Here is a 17,011-nt window from a genome sequence, read left to right on the forward strand (position 1 = left end):
ACAACGTCCGGTTTCAGGATGGGGAGCAGGTAACCGATCAATCAGACAGGACTGCCGCCTGACTGCCATCCACCAGATTTGACTATAACTCTAGCCGCGCCCATACTGAGCTTATCAGCTGGATTGGCGCACGGACGGAAGGCAACTTCCAAGAGGCATCATGAGCCTGTACGGATTACGCAGATCGCTGTTCGCCCGGTGGCCGGGCATGTTCGTTCTCTGGCTACTGGCCTGGTCGGTGGGAGCGGCCTACGCCTGCTCGCCCCAACTGGAAGTGGGCGAGCCGGAGAGCCAGGTGATTCTTGCTGTGGTAGATGAGTCGCCGTCTCAGCATCCGGAGAACTGCGACGATCCCTCTCCCGGAATCACGGCCAGCCTCGGCAAGGTGCCGGCAGAAGACCTGCGCAACCCGGCGGCTGCCGCGGGGTTACCCCTCGAGCTTTTTTCCTCTCCTTTCCTCCTTGCTACACGGGGCGAAGCATCGCACCTGTGTGGCCTCGCTACGTACTCATCTCCCCCCGTTTATCTCGCTACGGCACGGCTGCGTATCTAAGATCAATCGCTTTCAGCGACGTCTTCCGAATTTTGCGTGTTCCATGAGTCTGGCTCCAATCGGGCCGACTTACGAGCCATCCGAGGTGAACGATGAAACTCGACAAGCACTCTGCCGACTCCGGCGGCCAGCAGCCAATACGTTTCTGGCTGCCACTGGGACTTTTTCTCGCCTTCGTGGTGTATCTGCTGTGGGCTGAGCATAGGGTTCACTTTATACAGTTTCTTCCCTTTCTCATCTTGCTGGCCTGTCCGCTGATGCATGTGTTCATGCACGGCGGTCACGGTGGCCACCACGGCAAGAGCAAGAACGAGGAGGATCAGTGATGAACGCGGATCACAGCGCCTATGGGCTGTGGATACTGGTCGTCCTGAACTCGGCCGTATTCATCTTTTTCGCGTTCAGCTTCATCAAGCCACGCAGTAAGACGGACTGGCGGAGCCTGGGTGCCTTCTCGGCATTCGTGGTGGCGCTGTTCGTGGAGATGTACGGGTCCCCCCTGACCATCTACTTTTTGGCCGGCTGGTTGGCCTCGCGCTTCCCCGATCTTGATCCCTTCTCTCACGAGAGCGGTCACCTTCTCCAGACTCTCCTGGGGGTTGAGGGAGACCCTCATTTCAACGTTTTGCATATCGCCAGCAGTATCATCATCGTGGTGGGGTTCCTCATTCTGGCGTCTTCCTGGCGTGTACTTCACCAAGCCCAGCAGCATGGCGAACTCGCTATGACCGGCTGGTATGCGCGCTGCCGACACCCGCAATATGCCGCCTTTATCCTGATCATGCTCGGGTTCCTGCTGCAATGGCCCACGCTGTTGACCCTCATCATGTTCCCAATCCTGGTTGTGGTCTATGTACGCCTCGCTCGCCGCGAAGAAGAGATGGCTATGAAAGAGTTTGGCGAGGAATACAGAACCTATATGAAGAAAATTCCGGGGTTTATACCCCGAGTCAATCCCAAATCCCCTGCTCATTCCAAGGGGGAATGAAGCATGCCGTCTGACACCGATGGCTGATCGATTCTGTGTACGAAAAACTTGGTAGAATAGGAGAATATCCCATGAAAACTAAAGATCATCGTCTAGGCGTATCCGAGATCAACCTGGTGACTCGGCACCTGAAACTTGAGCCCAGCGAGGAGGAGGACATTCGCGCTGCTGTCGCCGACATCGACGAGCTATACGGGCTGGATAGTGTTGCCTTCGACCCCAAAAAACGGAGGCTGGACCTGGATTACGACGCCTCGAGACTGTGTCTCGACTGCGTCGAGGAAATTCTGGAGAGGCACACTGTGAAAATCAGCCAGGGTTGGTGGAATCGATTCAAGGAGGAACACTATCGGTTTGTTGATCAGAACGTGAAGGACAACGCCAGACAGGAACCGTGGAGCTGTCATCAGACGCCGCCAGGTGGTAAGGGAAAACGATAAGAATGTCGAGAGGAGGGGCGAAACGACCAAGCAGTTAATGGAGGCTGTAACATGAACTATCTAAAGCAATCGTTTGTGCTGGTCGCTCTTCTGTCATCATGGGCTGCCGGGCCACTGTTTGGTGAGGATGCTGGTTATTTCCAGTCGACGGGTAGCATGAACGTCTATATCGGCATCCTGCCGGCTGAGATGATCAAGGATTACCCCATCGTTCACCAGAGGCGCGAGAGTACGACTACCCGCGAGCAGCACCTGATCGTGACGCTGACTGACCAAGAAAGTGGCCAGCGGATCGAGGATGCCGATGTTACCGCACGCCTGGTTCATGAACGGCATGCGGGCTCCTTCAGACCACTCGAGCCGATGGACATCGCCGATACGATCACCTATGGCAACTTCTTCAGATTCCCGGCAGAAGGCGGATACAGTATTCAGCTACGCATCAACCGCGCTGGAGAATCGATTACCGAAGTCGAGTTCCGCCACCAACATGTGATGGAGTGAGTGACTCAGCTCTGTATCCGTCGGTAAATTCAACCCTGTTCCCTGCCTCGGCGGGGAGCACGGCACGGGTTGCCCTATGCGTTATGCTCAGGCTCTGACATCTCTCGCCCAGGTATTTCATCAGTCTTGTCCTGCCTGCCACTCTTCGGAAAAGATTGCGGCGATGCTCAACAAAATGAGCATGATCCCACCCAACTCCTGCCGCGTAATGGGCTCCGCATAGAGGACCCAGGAAAATCCAAAGCCCACGGCTGGTACCGCATAGAAAAACAGTGACAGACGCCCGAGATCACCATGACGAAGCAACCAGTACCAGGTGAGTGTCAGGAGGGCCGTGCCGGGAATCCCGAGGAACAGCAATAGGCTAATGAACTGTAACGACCATGTGATCTTGGGATCGGGCTCCAGTGCCAGCGAGAGAAGGAACAATGGAACACTGCTCAGCACCAGTGGCCAAGCGGCCAGCATAAGCCGAGACACGCCTGGGCCGACGTGCTTGACGATCAAACTGGCTGTGACGAGCCCTACACTTGACGCCAGTGCGAGTAATGGGCCGATTTGACCACCCACGGCCATCTCAGATGTCGCCGGAAACGCCACCAGAACGACGCCCACAAGGCCTAGCAACAAGGCAAGCAAGCGCATCCGGGTCAGTCGCTCGCCAAGCAGCCAGACACCCAGTGCAACCGCCAGCAAGGGTTGGCTGTTACCCAGTACCGACGCAATCCCGGCTCCCGTGAATCCAAGGCTGATGGCCATGGTGCCGTAGGCAAAGGCTGTGACGGCAATGCCCAGTACGATGATCCATGGCCATAGATCGCGACTGGGTACGAGCCGAATGCCCATCACAGGAAACAGCGCGAGCAGCATGGCGCCACCAATTAACAAGCGCAGCGCTACCAGGCGCAACGGCGGTGCCTGCTCAAGGGCCGCCTTGAGTGTTACAAAGCAGGTGGCGCTTGCTAGCACAACAGCCACAAGGGCGATAAGCCGTAGCCATCGAGGTGGTACTGTCATTGGTCCACCTAGCAACGTCGCATATCCGCAACATATGGCTGGATAGCCAAGCTAATTCTCTCAGCTGCGGCCCTGATTACCCATACGCTTTCGCCACTCTTCCACTTCAGCGGCATTCGCCCTTTTGTCATCCTGATCTCTTGGCCTTAGCTGGTGAATTATGAGGGGTCAACAACCGAGTTATCCAGCAGGCATCATGAAAATGGTTGCATACCGTGGCGATGGCGATCGTCAAGGGAACACCCATGAAGGCGCCGGGGATGCCCCATAGCATGCCCCAGAAGAAAATGGAAAAAACGACGGCGAAGGGGGAGACGGCAAGGGCGCGTCCTTCGAGCCTGGGGTCAAGCAGGTTGCCGATAGAGAACTGGATGAGTGTCATGCCGAGGAGAACCAGTGCCGGGGTCTGCCATGACTCGAACTGGACAATGGCGAAAAGGACCGGAGGAAAGACCGCGAGAATGGAGCCGACAAAGGGGATGTAGTTCAGCGCGAAGGCGAGTATGCCCCAGGCAATGGCAAAGTCGAGCCCCGCCATTAGCGCAAATATCCAGGTCAACAAACCGGTCAGTACACTGACAGCGGTCCTGACGAGCATGTAGCGGCGAAATTTCCACCCGAGAATATGGAATGCCCTCAACAGCCGGTCGGCTGCATCCGCGCCAAGTGCATGAGGAAGGCGATGCTGAAAGGCACTGGCTTCCAGCAGGCCCAGAATCAGAAAGATCAAGGTCAATGCCACGAAGCCCATGATCGCATTGATGCGCAGCACGGCCTCATGAACCAGGTGAAAGAGTCCGTTGGGGCTGAACGGATCACCGGCGGTGGGCCAAAGGCCAACCCCCCTTCCTTCGAGCCATAGCCCGATGGCGCGATAGGTCTCCTGTGCACGTTCGCCATACAGGGACAGGCCGACCGCAACGGTACGGGCGCCGTAGCCGATCAGCAGGAGAACCGCAGCCGTGGCAACCAACACGAGCATAACCGAAACGATGAGCGCCAATCCGCGCAGTGCTCGCCTTCCCTTGAATGCTCTGTGTTGGTACACAGGCCACACCAGCGCCATCAGAAACAGCGAGAATGCCATGGGCGCAGCGAGAACCCGTAGCCAGTAGAGGGCGGCGACGATAAGGATGATCGCGATCACCCAGAGGGGATTCAGTATCGGTGACCCATGGTGGTCATACATGATGTATACCTTGTTGTAGAGCTGTTCGCCTGATTTCGCACGAAATCGTTACATTACGCGTCGAAAGATCAACCAGTATACCTTGTTGTAGAGCTGTTCGCCTGATTTCGCACGAAATCGTTACATTACGCGTCGAAAGATCAACCAGGCCACCAGGTACAGGGGCATGCCGATCGCCACCAGGGCGAGGGCATGGGGCCAGAGGATCTCCATGCCGGCCCCCTTGAGGAAGATGCCCAGGGTGATATCCAGGTAGTGTCGCAATGGACTGGCCAGCGACAGCTGCTGGAGCAGGTTCGGCATGTTCTCCACCGGGACCATGGTGCCGGACAGGAACATCAGCGGGAACAGGCCGAAGAAGGCGAGCAGCAGGGCCTGCTGCAGGGTGCGGGAGATGGCCGCCACCAGGACGCCGAGGCCGATGGCACTGAGCAGAAACAGCGCGGTCAGGGCGAAGAAGAGTGGCAGGCTGCCCCTGACCGGCACGCCGAACCAGCCGACCAGCGCCAGGCTGGGGAAGAGGGCGATCAGGCCGATCAACAGGGTGGGCACGGTCTTGGCGATGAACAGTTCGCCACGTCGAATGGGCGTGACCATGAGCTGCTCGATGGTACCGACCTCCTTCTCGCGAACGATGGAGGCGGCAGGGTGGACGACGCCGATCATCAACCCCGCCAGGGCGATCATCGCCAGTACCGTGAAGCTGACGTTGGTCTGGTCCGGGTTGTACCAGGTGCGCAGCTGCGCTGCTACCGTAGCTAATTGTCGCTCGTCGAGTGTTCCCCGGTGCATCCGGAAGACCTCCACCGTCTGCAGCGCATAGCCACGGGCGACGGCGGCCGTGTTGGCGTTGCTGCCATCGACCAGGAATTGCAGGGCCTGCCCCCCGCCGCGATAGAGCTCGTGCTCGAAGTTAGCGGGAATGACCAGTACCGCCTGTGCTTCCCCGCGTTCCAGGTACGGCTCGGCCGCCGCAACATCGCGCAGGTGTGCCACCAGACGGAAGTTGCCGCCTGCGACGAAGTCATCGATCAGGCGGCGGCTGGCCGGGCTCTCGTTGGCATCGACCACGGCCAGCGGCAGGTCGCGCATCTCCATGCCCAGGGCATAGGCACAGATCACCACTTCGATGGTGTAGAGCCAGAAGATCAGGAACAGCACCACGGGATCGCGGAAGAACTGGATCAGCTCCTTGTGCAACAGGCTCGACAGGCGCATCAGGCCACCTTCTTCTTCAGCCGCCAGGCGGCCAGGGCGAAGACCAGCAGGGTGTAGACGGCGACGATGGCGATGCTCGGCCACAGGACCTCGAGCCCGACGCCCTTGAGCACCACGCCACGGGAGATGTCGACGAAGTAGCGACCCGGAAAGGCCAGGGTGTAGAGCTGGACCACATAGGGCATGGTGAAGATCGGAAACAGCATGCCCGAGAACAGGATGGAAGGCATCAGGGTCATGATCAGCACGGCCAGCAGGGCGACCAGTTGGGTACGGGTCACGGCCGACACCAGCAGGCCGATCCCCAGGGTACAGAGCACGTACAGCAGCGATATCGCCAACAGGAAAGCGACGCTGCCCTGGAACGGTACCCCGAACCAGAGAAAACCGACGGCGATCACCATCGCCATCTGTGCGAAGGCGATGATCGCATAGGGAATCAGCTTGCCGACGAGAAACTCGACGGAGGAGAGCGGCGAGGCATAGATCTGCTCAATGGTGCCGGTTTCCTTCTCCCGCACCAGGGCGAGCGCGGTAAGCAGCGGCGGGAAGGCCATCAGGATCACCGCATAGAGGCCGGGCACCACGGTGTGCACGCTGCTGAGCGAGGGGTTGTACCAGACGCGGGTTTCCAACTGCAGGGTTTCCGGTGGCGCTGCATGGCCAAAGCCGCTGGCGATGGCCAGCGCATGGCTGCTGACCAGCGTCGCCGTGGCGGAATAGGTGCCGTCCACCAGCAGTTGGACCGGGCTCGGCTCATGGCGGGCGAGGGTGCGTTCGAAACCGGGCGGGATGATCAGCGCCAAGCGGATCTCGCCGCGTTGCAGGGCCCGCTCCACCGCATGCGGGTCGGTCAACTCACGCTCGAGGTGGAAGACGCCGCTCGCCGTGAACGCTTCCGTGAGTTGCCGGCTGGTGGGGGTGCGGTCCTCATCCAGTACGCCCAGGGTGATGTCGTCGACATCGAGCGTGATCGCATAGCCGAACAACAGCAGCATGATCAACGGCATGAGCAGCGCGACGCCGACGGTGATCGGATCGCGCAGTACCTCTTTCGCCTCCTTGGTCGCCACGGCGGCGATGCGCCTCGGGTTCATGATGCCAGCTCCCGCTGCGCTTGCTCGATATGGCCGAGGAAGACCGCTTCCATGCCGGCATCGGCCGGCAGCCGCAATGCCTGGCGCAGCTGCTCGAGGGTGCCAAGGGCGACCAGGCGGCCCTGGTGCATCAGTCCCAGCCGGTGGCAGTAGCTCGCCTCTTCCAGGTAATGGGTGGTGACGAACACCGTCATGCCGCCGCTGGCCAGGGTCTGGATCAGCTGCCAGAAGCGCTGACGGTTGAGCGGGTCGACGCCGGAGGTGGGCTCGTCCAGGAACAGCACCGCCGGGCCGTGCAGGATGCTACAGGCCAGCGCCAGGCGCTGGCGTACCGCCGCCGACAGCTCGCTGACACGGCGTGCCTCGATCCCGGCTAGGGCCGTCATGCCACTGGCCCATTCGATCGACTGGCCTCGACGCTTGCCGCCAAGGCCGTAGGCCCCGGCGAAGAAGCGCAGGTTCTCGGCCACCGTGAGATCCGGGTAGAGCGAGAAACGCTGCGACATGTAGCCGATGCGGCTGCGCAGGGCACGCGCCTGCCGGGTCACCGAGAGGCCGGCGACGAAGGCCTCGCCGTCGCTGGGCAGCAGCAGCCCGCAGAAGACCCGGATCAGGGTGGTCTTGCCGGCACCGTTGGGTCCCAGCCAGCCGATCACCTCGCCCGGCGGCACACTGACCGAGACCCGGTCGACGGCGGTGAAGTCGCCGAATCGCACGCTGAGTCGTTCCGCTCGTACCTCGCCACCCTGCGTTTCCATGATGGCCGGTGTCATCGGCGGCGGTGGTGCTGCCGTTGCTGTACTCAGGGCGATGAAGGCCTCCTCCAAGCCTGGCTCGGCAGGCGTCAGAGTGGCGAGTCCATCCAGCTGCGCCAAGGTGGCTGGCGGCAATTCAGCTCCGACATGCAGTTGGATGCGCAATCGGTCCGCCAGCCACTGTAGATTCAGCACTTCGGAGGCGTCGCGCAGGATGGCCTGTACGCGGATGCTTCTGGCAGTTTGTATCTCGTAGATCCGCCCAGGGACCTGGGCGCGCAACTGCGCCGGGGTATCCACCGCCAGCACTCGGCCCTGGTCGAGAAAGGCGAGTCGATCGCAGTATTCCGCTTCGTCCATGTAGGGGGTGCTGACCACCACCGTGCTACCGTGCTGCTGGTAACGCCGCAGCAGTTGCCAGAGCTCACGGCGCGACACGGGATCAACGCCCAGGCTGGGCTCGTCGAGCAGCAGCAACGGTGGGGCATGAATCAGGTTGGCACACAGCGAGAGCTTCTTGCGCATGCCGCCGGAGAGCTTGCCGGCGGGTCGGTCGAGGTGGACCTGCAGACCGGCCATGGTCAGCAGTTCGTGACTGCGGCTGGCGAAATCTTGCGCCTCGACGCCGCGGATACGGGCGGCAAACTGCAGATTCTCGAGGACGCTGAGTCGGTCATAGAGCGTGAAGCCCTGTGACATGTAGCCGACCCGGGCATTCACCTCGGCCGCCTGGCGCACCGTGTCGAAGCCAAGCACCGTCGCCTGACCTTCGCTGGGGTCCAGAATTGCCGCGAGCAGTTGCATGAGCGTGGTCTTGCCGGCGCCGTCCGGGCCTAGCAGCCCGAAGATCTCGCCCCGCTGGACCTCCAGGTCCACCTCCGTCAGCACCTGCCGGCCGGCGAAGCGCCGGCCGAGCCCGCTGGTGCGGATCGTCGCGGTCATGGTGGCACGACCAGGGTGTCGGGCCACGGCGCCTCGTCCTGCCAGCGAAGCCAGGCGTCGGCCGGCATGCCGGGCTTGAGCACGCCGTCGGGGTTGGCTACCTGCAGGGTCACCCCGAAGACGGTGCGCGCCCGTTCATCGGGCAGGTGGACATCGCGGGGGGTGAACTGCGCCTGGCTGTCGATCGCGCTGACCTCGGCCTCGAAGTAGCGGTCCGGAAACGCCGTTACCCGCACCCGGGCCGGGGTGCCAAGCCGAACCCGGCCCAGCACCCGTTCGGTCACGTAGATCTTCATCCGGGGGCGGTCCAGGTCGACCAGCACGCCGAACGACTGCCCTGGCGCGACCACCTCGCCGATCTCCACCGCCTTGACCAGCACGGTGGCATCGATGGGACTGCGCAGCAGGGTCTTGTCGAGCTGGAGGGCGAGCTGGCTGCGTTGCTGACGCAGTGCCTCCAGATTGGCGGCGGCCTCTGCGCGCTGCGCTTGCAGCACCTCGACCTCACCCGCCGCCTCGCGTCGGCGATCTCCGCTGTGCTCCAGCTGCTGCGCGGGAATAGCGCCGGTTCGCCGCAGGGCGCGCGCGCGTTCCAGCTCTGTCTCGGCATTGCCGAGGTGGTGGCGTGCCGTATCGAGCATGCGCTCGAGCCGAACCACTGACTGTTCACCGGCGATCAGGCGCGCATCGAGTTCGGCCTGCTGCAGACGAACAAGGCGATCGTCCAGGCGAATCAGCTCGGCTCCCGCGCTGATGGGTTGGCCCTCCACCAACTGATTTTCCACCACGCGTCCTGGGATTTCAGCGGCAAGGCGGACCTCGGTGGCTTCGATACGGCCGCTGCCATAGAGGAAGCCGGGCGGCAGTTCCGTCGGGCGCAGCGCGAGGAAACCCAGGTAGCCGCCAGTGGCTAGCAGAATGACCGCAATGATCGTCCATAGCGAGTGTCGCATCAGCCCTCCCTCCTCACCGGCTAGCCACCTAGGCGCTTTCCGTGCCTATTCCCTCATCAATGGCCAACGGCCAGCCGTAGAGGCCGCGAAACGCGAACTCGCTGGCACCGTCGCGTAGCGTTCCCGCGAGTTCGAGCCAGGAGCCGATCATCGCGCTGTTCAGCGCCTCCCATTGGGGAAACGGATTGTCGGTGTTGAGTGGCTCGCGTGCGCTTGCCACGGAGGCTGCCAGCTGCTTCACAGAGTCCATCCAGGGGTTAAAACGCTCGGCGTACAGCAAACGGCTGGTTCTGGCAGGGTGTAGTTGGCGCAGCGCCTCTGCCGTCCATGGATTGGACATTAGCCGTACCCAGGGGCCAAGAAACGTCTCGTAGAGAGCCACGTTGTGCTCGGACAGTGCACGCACCCGCTCGAACGCCGGAACCTGGTCGGGATAATCTAAATCCTCCACGCGACGTTCCTCGAAGTGCACCCGGAATTGTGGCTTGTGACAGTCGGGGTCGCCGGTGGGGTTGTCGATGCGCATCTCGTAAAGGCCGGGCGCCAGGTCGTTCAGCTCACCGACGCTTTCCAGGATCGCCCGATGCTCCAACCGCGCAACCCTGGCCGAGACGAAGATACCGAGATGCCCCACGTGGGAGTTGAGCAGGTAGACGATGCGCTGGCCCGCAGCCTTGAGCGCAGCGGTGTCCGGGTAGACCGCCGGGATCCAGTTCAGCGCCTGGTGGGGCGGGGTGATGTTGTCGCCGCTGGAGGCGAAGATCACCAGCGGATTGCGGATGCGCCGTAGATCGACGGTGCAGCCCGGACAGACCTTGAGCTCGCCGCGTTCGAGCTTGTTGCCGACGAAGAGGTTCCCGACGATAGAGGTGATCTCTTCCTTGCTCAGTGCGTAGAAGCCCGTCCACCAGCGCTCGAAGTCGAGGAACCGCTCGCGCTGGCCGTCGATGTCGGCGAACAGCTCATAGTCCTTCTGCCAGAGGGTGTTAGCCGGCTTGAGCGACTCGAAGTTGACGGCCAGGTGGGCGCCGTCGAAACGCCCATCGCCCAGGTCGGCCAACAGGTGTGCCAGCCAGGCGCCGCCCATGAGCCCGCCGGCAAGCCGCATGGGGTTGACGCCGGACTCGCCCGACCAGTAGGAGAGCGGCGAGCCATTGAGGACAGCGGGTCCCACCAGGCCCTCGCAGTCGGCGGCGAGCAGGGCGATGGCCCAGCCCGCCTGACAGTTGCCGTAGAGCACCGGCGGCTTGCCAGGGTGGCGTTCGGCTACCGTTTCGACGAAACGCCGCAAGACATCCAATACATCACCCAGCGTCTGCCCGGCCACGGGCTCCGGAAAGAAGGCGACGAAGTAGACCGGGTGGCCTTCGTGGAGCGCCATCCCGACTTCGGAGTCGCGCTTGAAGCCGCCGATGCCGGGGCCGTGGCCGGCGCGCGGATCAACGATGACTACTGGGGGCTTGGTCGCGTCGAGGCAGTCCTCCAGGCAGTCATCGCCCACCCGGGTGATCCGCAGCAGCGCATAGTTAGCGGGGCGTTCCAGCCGGCGGCCGTCGAGGACTGTCTCGTAGTCGAAGTCGAGCAGCGGCGGCTTGCCGGCCCGCTCGTGCTCGAGCATGTTGTTTGCGCGCTCACGCAGGGTGTCCAGATGGAGCACGCTGCGCTGCCAGAGATCGGTCTGGTAGCTCAACAGGTTGAGCATCATTTGGTTGGCCACCGTAGCCGGCCACAGCCGATCCGTCGCCGTAGTGGAAGGTTGCTGAGCCATTTAGAGGTCCTTGGAGCGGTTGGTCTGGTGGACCAGGCGCATCGCTTCATGCTCTTCGAGCTTCAGGAGCTCACCGATCAGCTTGCGCGTCTCGGGAATCTCGGTACGCCCTTCGAGATAGCGATAGAAGCCGATGACCTGCTCATGGAGGTCGAAGACCTCCTGGCAGATCTCGTCGAAGCTCATCTCCGCATAGGGTGCGCTGCATGACAGGTGGGGCTTGATGGGCGCGTAGGCAATGTAGTCGTAGAGCCAGGTATTCAACGCCTTGGTGGCGGCCTGCTTCTTGAAGCTAGTGACGGTTTTCTCCAGTGCCGCCTCATGATCCGCTAGATATTCCAACAGCCACTTGGCGCGCTCCTCCTCCTGCCGCGTTGAACAGTGCTTCAGGCACCTGGCCAGATGCTCATGCAGGGCCCGAGTCCACTCGACCACATCACGAAAGGTTTCAACGTTCATGGCAATCACTCACTTTACTGGCGTGTATCAACACATGAGACCAAGTATCGAGATCTCAGTTAGGACACCGGTGACCGTAGCACCAAACCGACAACGTTCGTGGGTATGCCCGTGCCGCGGCTCCGAGTAGAACGGATGTACGGCTTACAGGCGCAGGCGCTGGGTGAGCAGATAGATGGGAACGCCGGAATTGGACGGCTGTTTTCGAGGTGTGCCGGAGACGAAACTAGGGATGGGGGCAGGCGTCGGTTCGGTGGTGACCGTCAGGGCATCCTCGTACTCGATTTCCTGCTGATCGACACGCAGGACTCCCTTAGGCAGGGTGAACTCGCCATGACCGTGCCGGCAAAGTGGCCCTTCTTCATGCCGCGCTTCAGCAGCCACCGTGGTGGAAGCGCCCTCAAGCACCATTACCACGTGGTGCCCGGGATCACCGGCCTCGGGATCCGGGGCCTCGGCATGGGCCAGCGCGAGCCCACTCAGCAGCAGCGCAAATAGCCCGACCAGCAATAGCCTTGCCCACTTCACGGGAACATACGGCGCTTGGCGGTTGAATAAGCTGTGAGAGTGCATGGCGCATCGTTGCCTGACGCTGAGGGATCCTATTCACCATAGCTCACTGGCATCCAATGTCGCTTGATCGACATCAAGTGGCTGGCTGGTGGTTGGGTTACAGGGTCATGAAGGGTGTGGCCTCACCGTCACGGAACTGATAGACGTCCCAGTCGCCCTGCTTGGGCCCGGGCATGCCGGGGGTGCCGATGGGCATCCCGGCCAGGCCGATGCCGCGGGTGTCGGGGCGTTCCTCGAAGAGCTTCTCCACCGCTTCGAACGGCACGTGCCCCTCGATGGCGTAGCCGCCCATCTGGAGGGTGTGGCAGGAGCCGAGGCCGAAGGGCAGGCCGACGCGCTGCTTGATCTTGCCCACCTCGATATCGTCGACGATCTTCACCTCGACCCCGCGGGCCTCGAGCTGGCGGGCGTACTCGTCGCAGCAGCCGCATTCCGGGTTCTTGAACATGGTCGCCTTGTCGGGCAGGGCGGCCTGGGCGGTGCCGGCGCCCAGCAGCAGGGCGGCGGAGAGCAGGAGGGTGGAGCCTAAGCGGTTCATGAGCGGACCTCCGGAAGATCACGGGATGTGCGGGGGGACGTGAACAGGTACTTGGCGAGGGCGGCGATGCCGAGGCCGAGCAGGGTGAGCATGGCGATGGGCATGACCCAGGCCAGCCAAGGCAGGTTGCCCATCAGGGCGGTACAATGCGCGATCATGGTCTTGGTTCCTCTCAGTGGTTGACCCAGGTCACGCCGTTGGGACCCTGGCCAGTGTCGTGGCGGCTGATGACGGCGCCGGCTTCCAGGTCGATGACCGAGAGGCTGTCGTCATACAGGCTGGTGATGAAGGCGAAGCGTCCGGTGTCGTCGACGCTGATGCCGTGGGCGCCGGCGCCAACCTCATGAGTGGCCACCACCGTCAGGCTGTCGAGGGCGATGACCGAGACCCGGTTGTCGGGTTCGGCTTCGCTGCCCTCGTTGGCCACCAGCATGAAGCGACCATCCGCGGTGGCATGTACCTGGATCGGTAGCCGGCCCACCTCGATGCGCTCGATGACCTCGCGGCGGTTGGTGTCGATGACGGCCACGCGGTTCTCGTCCCGTAATGAGACGAAGACCCGGGTGCCATCCGGGGTGAAGCCCACCTGGACGGGCGCCTGGCCCACCGGCAGGCGAGCCACTTCTTCGCGCGCCGCGACATCGATCACCGAGACGCTGCCATCCAGCACGTTGGCCACATAGAGCTCCCGGCCGTCGGGGCTCAGGCGCAGGCCGTGGGGATACTTGCCGGTGGCGATGGTGCCAACGCTCTCCCTGGCTTCGAGGTCGACGACCGAGACGCTGTCATCTCCGGCATTGGTGACGAAGGCGAAGCGGCCTTCCAGGTCACTGACCACATGGGCCGGATGGCTGCCCACCTCGATGCTTGCCAGGGGAGCGCCGGTTGGATCATTGGCCGGGTAGAGCTTGAGCTTGCCGGGGGCAGCGCCGTGAGCATGCGCGTGGCCGTGAGCGTGGTCGTCGGATACCGGTTCCCCCACCGCCATCAGGTAGCGGCCGGCAGCGCCGAGCTGGACGTTGTGGGGGGCTATGCCGATGGCATGGCGAGAGGCGGTGCCGTTGCCCAGGTCGATGTGGGTCAAAGAGGCGCCGCGCTCGTCGGCGGTGACCACGCTGCCGGCGGGACTCTCGCCGGCGAGTGCCGGGGGGCTGGAGAGGGCCAGCCCGGCGGCCACCAGCCAGCCGAGGAGCAGAGTCTTTCCGCCGAGGGAAAGGGGGGAAGGGAGGAATGCCTGGCGCGCCATGGCGGCCGATGGGACACGGATAGTCATGATGAACTCCTGATGAACGTAATGTTTGATGCGACGGGGAGTCGCGATCCGACGGCGATGCCGCCTGCGTTCGATCAGGCTCTGGGAGGGCGTCTGGGGGGCAGCGGGATCTGCGGGAACAGGGCCATGGCCGGCGAGTCGGCCTGGCGCTGCGGACCCACCACGGGGAGTCGCGCCTGGCCCGTGGCGGTGGAACAGGTGACGCAGGATGAGGCCTCATGGTCGTGCTCGGCACTGAGGCCGCTGCTCGCATGAGCATCATCGGCCACCCATTCGGCGGCGACGCTGCAGTCAGGGGATGACGCCATGGTGGCGCCGTGGCTCGACAGCGTGACCATCGCCAACAGCAGCGCGAGCAGGAGGGCCAGCAGGCGGCCTCCTGTGCGCTGTGTTGCTGATGTCCGAATGAGCCGGTGCATGAGGAACTCCCTTGAGTCAGGCCTTCAGCTTGCCTCTTGGTGGCTCGAGCTGCATTGATCCAAGGCAACTTCCCGGGCGAATCGCGAAGCGGGAACGAGGACGCGGGTCATTCATCGTTTCGGTGGCTGTGGCGGTGCATGAACAGGTGCAGGCCGAGACAGAGCCCCATCGGCAGCAGCAGCAGCCAGGTGCCGGTGCCGAAGGGGTTGCCGCGCCACAGCACGATCAGCATGGCCACCCCCATCAGCACCAGGCAGGCGGTCATCATTGCGTGGTGCAGGCGGTTCATCGGGTATCTCCTTGCGGGTTGGCGCGGGTGAAGCCCCGCTTGAGCAGCAGCGAGTTGCCGATCACCGAGAGCGAGCTGGCGGTCATGGCGATGACGCCGATCATCGGGTGCAACAGGCCGATGGCGGCGATGGGGATGGCGGCCACGTTATAGGCGCTGGCCCAGATCAGGTTCTGGACGATCTTGGCGAAGGTGGCTCGCGAGAGGTGCATGGCGTCCACCACGGCGGTGAGCTCGCCGCGTACCAGGGTCACGTCCGCCGCCTCGATGGCCACGTCGGCCCCGGCACCGATGGCGATGCCCACGTTGGCCTGCTTCAGTGCCGCGGCGTCGTTGATGCCGTCGCCGACCATGGCCACGTGGTTGCCGTGTTGTTCCTGCAGCGCGCGGATGGCATCAACCTTGCCTTCCGGCAGCACACCGGCCTGGACCTCGTCGATGCCCACCTCTTCAGCCACGGCGCGGGCGGCGCGTTCGTTGTCGCCGGTGATCATCACCACGTGCAGACCGAGATCATGCATGCCGCGGATGGCCTCCACCGACTCCTGCTTGAGGGTGTCGGCCACGGCCACCAGGCCGAGTGCCTGGCCGTCGGCGGCGACGATTACCACGGTGCGGCCCTTGCCCTCGAGCTCGCCCATGGCGTCATCCAGGGCCTCGAGGCCGGTCACGCCTTCCTCTTCCAGCAACCGGCGATTGCCGATCAGCACCACTTCGTCGCCCACCTTGCCCGAGACACCGCGCGCACCGGTGGAACGGAACTCGCTGACCTCGCCGGGTTTCACATCGCGCTCCCGGGCACCATCGACGATAGCCCGGGCGATGGGGTGCTCCGAGGCGTTCTCCACGCTCGCCGCCAGGGTGAGCAGGCGGTTTTCGTCGGCGCCTTCGGCGACGACGGCCTCGGTGAGTTTTGGTTCGCCGCGGGTGATGGTGCCGGTCTTGTCGAGCACCATCACTTTGACGTCCTTGAAGGTCTGGATCGCTTCGCCGGAGCGGATCAGGATGCCACGCTCGGCACCGATGCCGGAGCCGACCATCAGCGCCGTGGGGGTGGCCAGGCCCAGCGCGCATGGACAGGCGATGACTAGCACTGCGATGGCGGCGAGAATCGCCAGCACCGGCGTGGCGGCCTCGGGGTTCACCCAGGGCAGGAAGGTCGCACCCCAGTCGAGTATCGGTCGCAGGGCATCCGGGAATAGCGCCCAGGCCACCAGGCTGGCCAGAGCGATGGCCAGCACCGCCGGTACGAAGCGGCCGGTCATGCGATCGGCGAATTCCTGGATCGGTACCCGCGAGCCCTGAGCCTGGTCGATCAGGCGCACCACCTGGGCGAGGAAGGTATCGCCGCCGACGCGGGTCGCCTTGACCCGCAAGCGTCCCTCCTTGTTGATGGTGGCACCGATCACGCTGTCCCCGGTGCTCTTGTAGACCGGTATCGACTCGCCGGTGGCGATGGACTCGTCGAGATGGCTCTCGCCCTCGACCACCTCGCCGTCGGTGGGGATCTTGTCGCCGGGGCGCACGACCATGATGTCGCCCGGGGCCAGCTCCTTCACCGCCACCTCGACTTCCTCGCCATCGCGCTCGACGCGTGCTGTCTTGGCACCCAGGGTCATTAGGCGGCGGATGGCCTGGGAGGCGCGTCCCTTGGCGAGTGCCTCCAGGTAACGGCCCAGCAGGTGGAAGGTCATGATGGTGGCGGCCATCTCGATGAATGAGGTCATGGGGTAGACGAAGCCGACTAGGCCGATCAAGTAGGGCGGCAGGCTGCCCATGGAGATCAGCACGTCCATGTTGAAGGTGCCGTTCTTCAGCGAGCGCCAGGTCGACTTGTGGGTGGCGATACCGCCATAGAGAAACACCACCGGGAAGGCCAGCACGGCGATGATGGCCAGGTAGCCGGGAATCGGCTGCCAGAACATGTGCGGCATCATCAGCAGCATGATCAGGGTGGCGGGTATGCCGGCGATGATCAGGCGCTTGCGCGCCTGGGCGAGGTAGGCCTCCTCGATCTCGGCGTCGCCGTCGCCCG

General features: G+C 63.1%; 20 protein-coding genes. 5 read left to right on the top strand and 15 right to left on the bottom strand.

Translation table 11 applies throughout. The features are described from left to right. Window positions 1–160 precede the first annotated feature (160 nt). The 5 genes from ACQKE4_RS19005 to ACQKE4_RS19025 all read left to right on the top strand — a co-directional run bounded on the left by ACQKE4_RS19005 (window position 161) and on the right by ACQKE4_RS19025 (window position 2,485). Window positions 161–553 (top strand): hypothetical protein, encoded by a 393-nt coding sequence (locus ACQKE4_RS19005; RefSeq protein ID WP_305502563.1) that lies wholly within the window; start codon window positions 161–163, stop codon window positions 551–553. Between the two features lie 92 nt (window positions 554–645). Next, the gene (locus ACQKE4_RS19010) at window positions 646–879 is read left to right on the top strand and encodes a DUF2933 domain-containing protein (protein ID WP_305502561.1); all 234 of its coding nucleotides are present in this window, start codon (window positions 646–648) and stop codon (window positions 877–879) included. After that, window positions 879–1,541, top strand: coding sequence for a methyltransferase family protein (locus tag ACQKE4_RS19015; RefSeq protein ID WP_305502559.1), 663 nt, complete (start codon window positions 879–881; stop codon window positions 1,539–1,541). Before ACQKE4_RS19010 ends, ACQKE4_RS19015 begins: the two co-directional genes overlap by 1 nt. Before the next feature lie 71 nt (window positions 1,542–1,612). Beyond that, complete coding sequence (locus ACQKE4_RS19020; protein WP_305502557.1) at window positions 1,613–1,981, top strand: cation transporter; 369 nt, start codon at window positions 1,613–1,615, stop codon at window positions 1,979–1,981. A 51-nt stretch (window positions 1,982–2,032) separates the two neighbouring features. Beyond that, entirely contained in the window at window positions 2,033–2,485 is a 453-nt protein-coding gene (locus tag ACQKE4_RS19025) for a hypothetical protein (RefSeq protein WP_427389837.1), read from the top strand. Between the two features lie 120 nt (window positions 2,486–2,605). Here the strand turns inward: ACQKE4_RS19025 and ACQKE4_RS19030 are convergent, their stop codons facing one another. The 15 genes from ACQKE4_RS19030 to ACQKE4_RS19100 all read right to left on the bottom strand — a co-directional run. After that, a complete protein-coding gene (locus ACQKE4_RS19030; RefSeq protein WP_427389838.1) occupies window positions 2,606–3,502 on the bottom strand; it encodes a DMT family transporter in 897 nt (298 codons plus the stop codon). A 127-nt stretch (window positions 3,503–3,629) separates the two neighbouring features. Next, on the bottom strand, window positions 3,630–4,691 hold the full coding sequence (locus ACQKE4_RS19035; RefSeq protein WP_379686091.1) for an AI-2E family transporter: 1,062 nt from the start codon (window positions 4,689–4,691) through the stop codon (window positions 3,630–3,632). Between the two features lie 120 nt (window positions 4,692–4,811). Then, a complete protein-coding gene (locus ACQKE4_RS19040; protein WP_427389839.1) occupies window positions 4,812–5,909 on the bottom strand; it encodes an ABC transporter permease in 1,098 nt (365 codons plus the stop codon). Next, window positions 5,909–7,006, bottom strand: a complete 1,098-nt coding sequence (locus tag ACQKE4_RS19045; RefSeq protein ID WP_427389840.1) for an ABC transporter permease — start codon at window positions 7,004–7,006, stop codon at window positions 5,909–5,911. Before ACQKE4_RS19045 ends, ACQKE4_RS19040 begins: the two co-directional genes overlap by 1 nt. Beyond that, the gene (locus tag ACQKE4_RS19050) at window positions 7,003–8,703 is read right to left on the bottom strand and encodes an ATP-binding cassette domain-containing protein (RefSeq protein WP_427389841.1); all 1,701 of its coding nucleotides are present in this window, start codon (window positions 8,701–8,703) and stop codon (window positions 7,003–7,005) included. The genes ACQKE4_RS19045 and ACQKE4_RS19050 overlap by 4 nt, the downstream gene beginning before the upstream one ends. Beyond that, the gene (locus ACQKE4_RS19055) at window positions 8,700–9,656 is read right to left on the bottom strand and encodes an HlyD family secretion protein (RefSeq protein ID WP_427389842.1); all 957 of its coding nucleotides are present in this window, start codon (window positions 9,654–9,656) and stop codon (window positions 8,700–8,702) included. The genes ACQKE4_RS19050 and ACQKE4_RS19055 overlap by 4 nt, the downstream gene beginning before the upstream one ends. Window positions 9,657–9,684: 28 nt before the next feature. Then, window positions 9,685–11,424: a DUF3141 domain-containing protein gene (locus ACQKE4_RS19060; protein ID WP_427389843.1), complete on the bottom strand. Its 1,740-nt coding sequence runs from the start codon at window positions 11,422–11,424 to the stop codon at window positions 9,685–9,687. After that, window positions 11,425–11,883: an ATPase gene (locus ACQKE4_RS19065; protein ID WP_427389844.1), complete on the bottom strand. Its 459-nt coding sequence runs from the start codon at window positions 11,881–11,883 to the stop codon at window positions 11,425–11,427. A gap of 144 nt (window positions 11,884–12,027) precedes the next feature. Beyond that, the gene (locus ACQKE4_RS19070) at window positions 12,028–12,456 is read right to left on the bottom strand and encodes a hypothetical protein (RefSeq protein ID WP_305502541.1); all 429 of its coding nucleotides are present in this window, start codon (window positions 12,454–12,456) and stop codon (window positions 12,028–12,030) included. 97 nt (window positions 12,457–12,553) lie between these two features. Beyond that, a complete protein-coding gene (locus ACQKE4_RS19075) occupies window positions 12,554–12,994 on the bottom strand; it encodes a DUF411 domain-containing protein (RefSeq protein WP_169957769.1) in 441 nt (146 codons plus the stop codon). Then, on the bottom strand, window positions 12,991–13,152 hold the full coding sequence (locus ACQKE4_RS19080; RefSeq protein WP_169957770.1) for a hypothetical protein: 162 nt from the start codon (window positions 13,150–13,152) through the stop codon (window positions 12,991–12,993). The genes ACQKE4_RS19075 and ACQKE4_RS19080 overlap by 4 nt, the downstream gene beginning before the upstream one ends. Window positions 13,153–13,166: 14 nt before the next feature. After that, window positions 13,167–14,267 (bottom strand): YncE family protein, encoded by a 1,101-nt coding sequence (locus tag ACQKE4_RS19085; protein WP_427389845.1) that lies wholly within the window; start codon window positions 14,265–14,267, stop codon window positions 13,167–13,169. A 74-nt stretch (window positions 14,268–14,341) separates the two neighbouring features. After that, entirely contained in the window at window positions 14,342–14,686 is a 345-nt protein-coding gene (locus ACQKE4_RS19090; protein ID WP_119022639.1) for a DUF2946 family protein, read from the bottom strand. 107 nt (window positions 14,687–14,793) lie between these two features. Then, window positions 14,794–14,976 (bottom strand): hypothetical protein, encoded by a 183-nt coding sequence (locus ACQKE4_RS19095; RefSeq protein ID WP_119022638.1) that lies wholly within the window; start codon window positions 14,974–14,976, stop codon window positions 14,794–14,796. Continuing rightward, window positions 14,973–17,011, bottom strand: a 2,039-nt coding sequence (locus tag ACQKE4_RS19100; RefSeq protein ID WP_427389846.1) for a heavy metal translocating P-type ATPase, incomplete at its 5' end; no start/stop codon positions are given. The genes ACQKE4_RS19100 and ACQKE4_RS19095, both read right to left, overlap by 4 nt.

The sequence above is a fragment of the Halomonas sp. NPDC076908 genome (genome assembly GCF_050269715.1).
Taxonomy (GTDB): domain Bacteria; phylum Pseudomonadota; class Gammaproteobacteria; order Pseudomonadales; family Halomonadaceae; genus Vreelandella.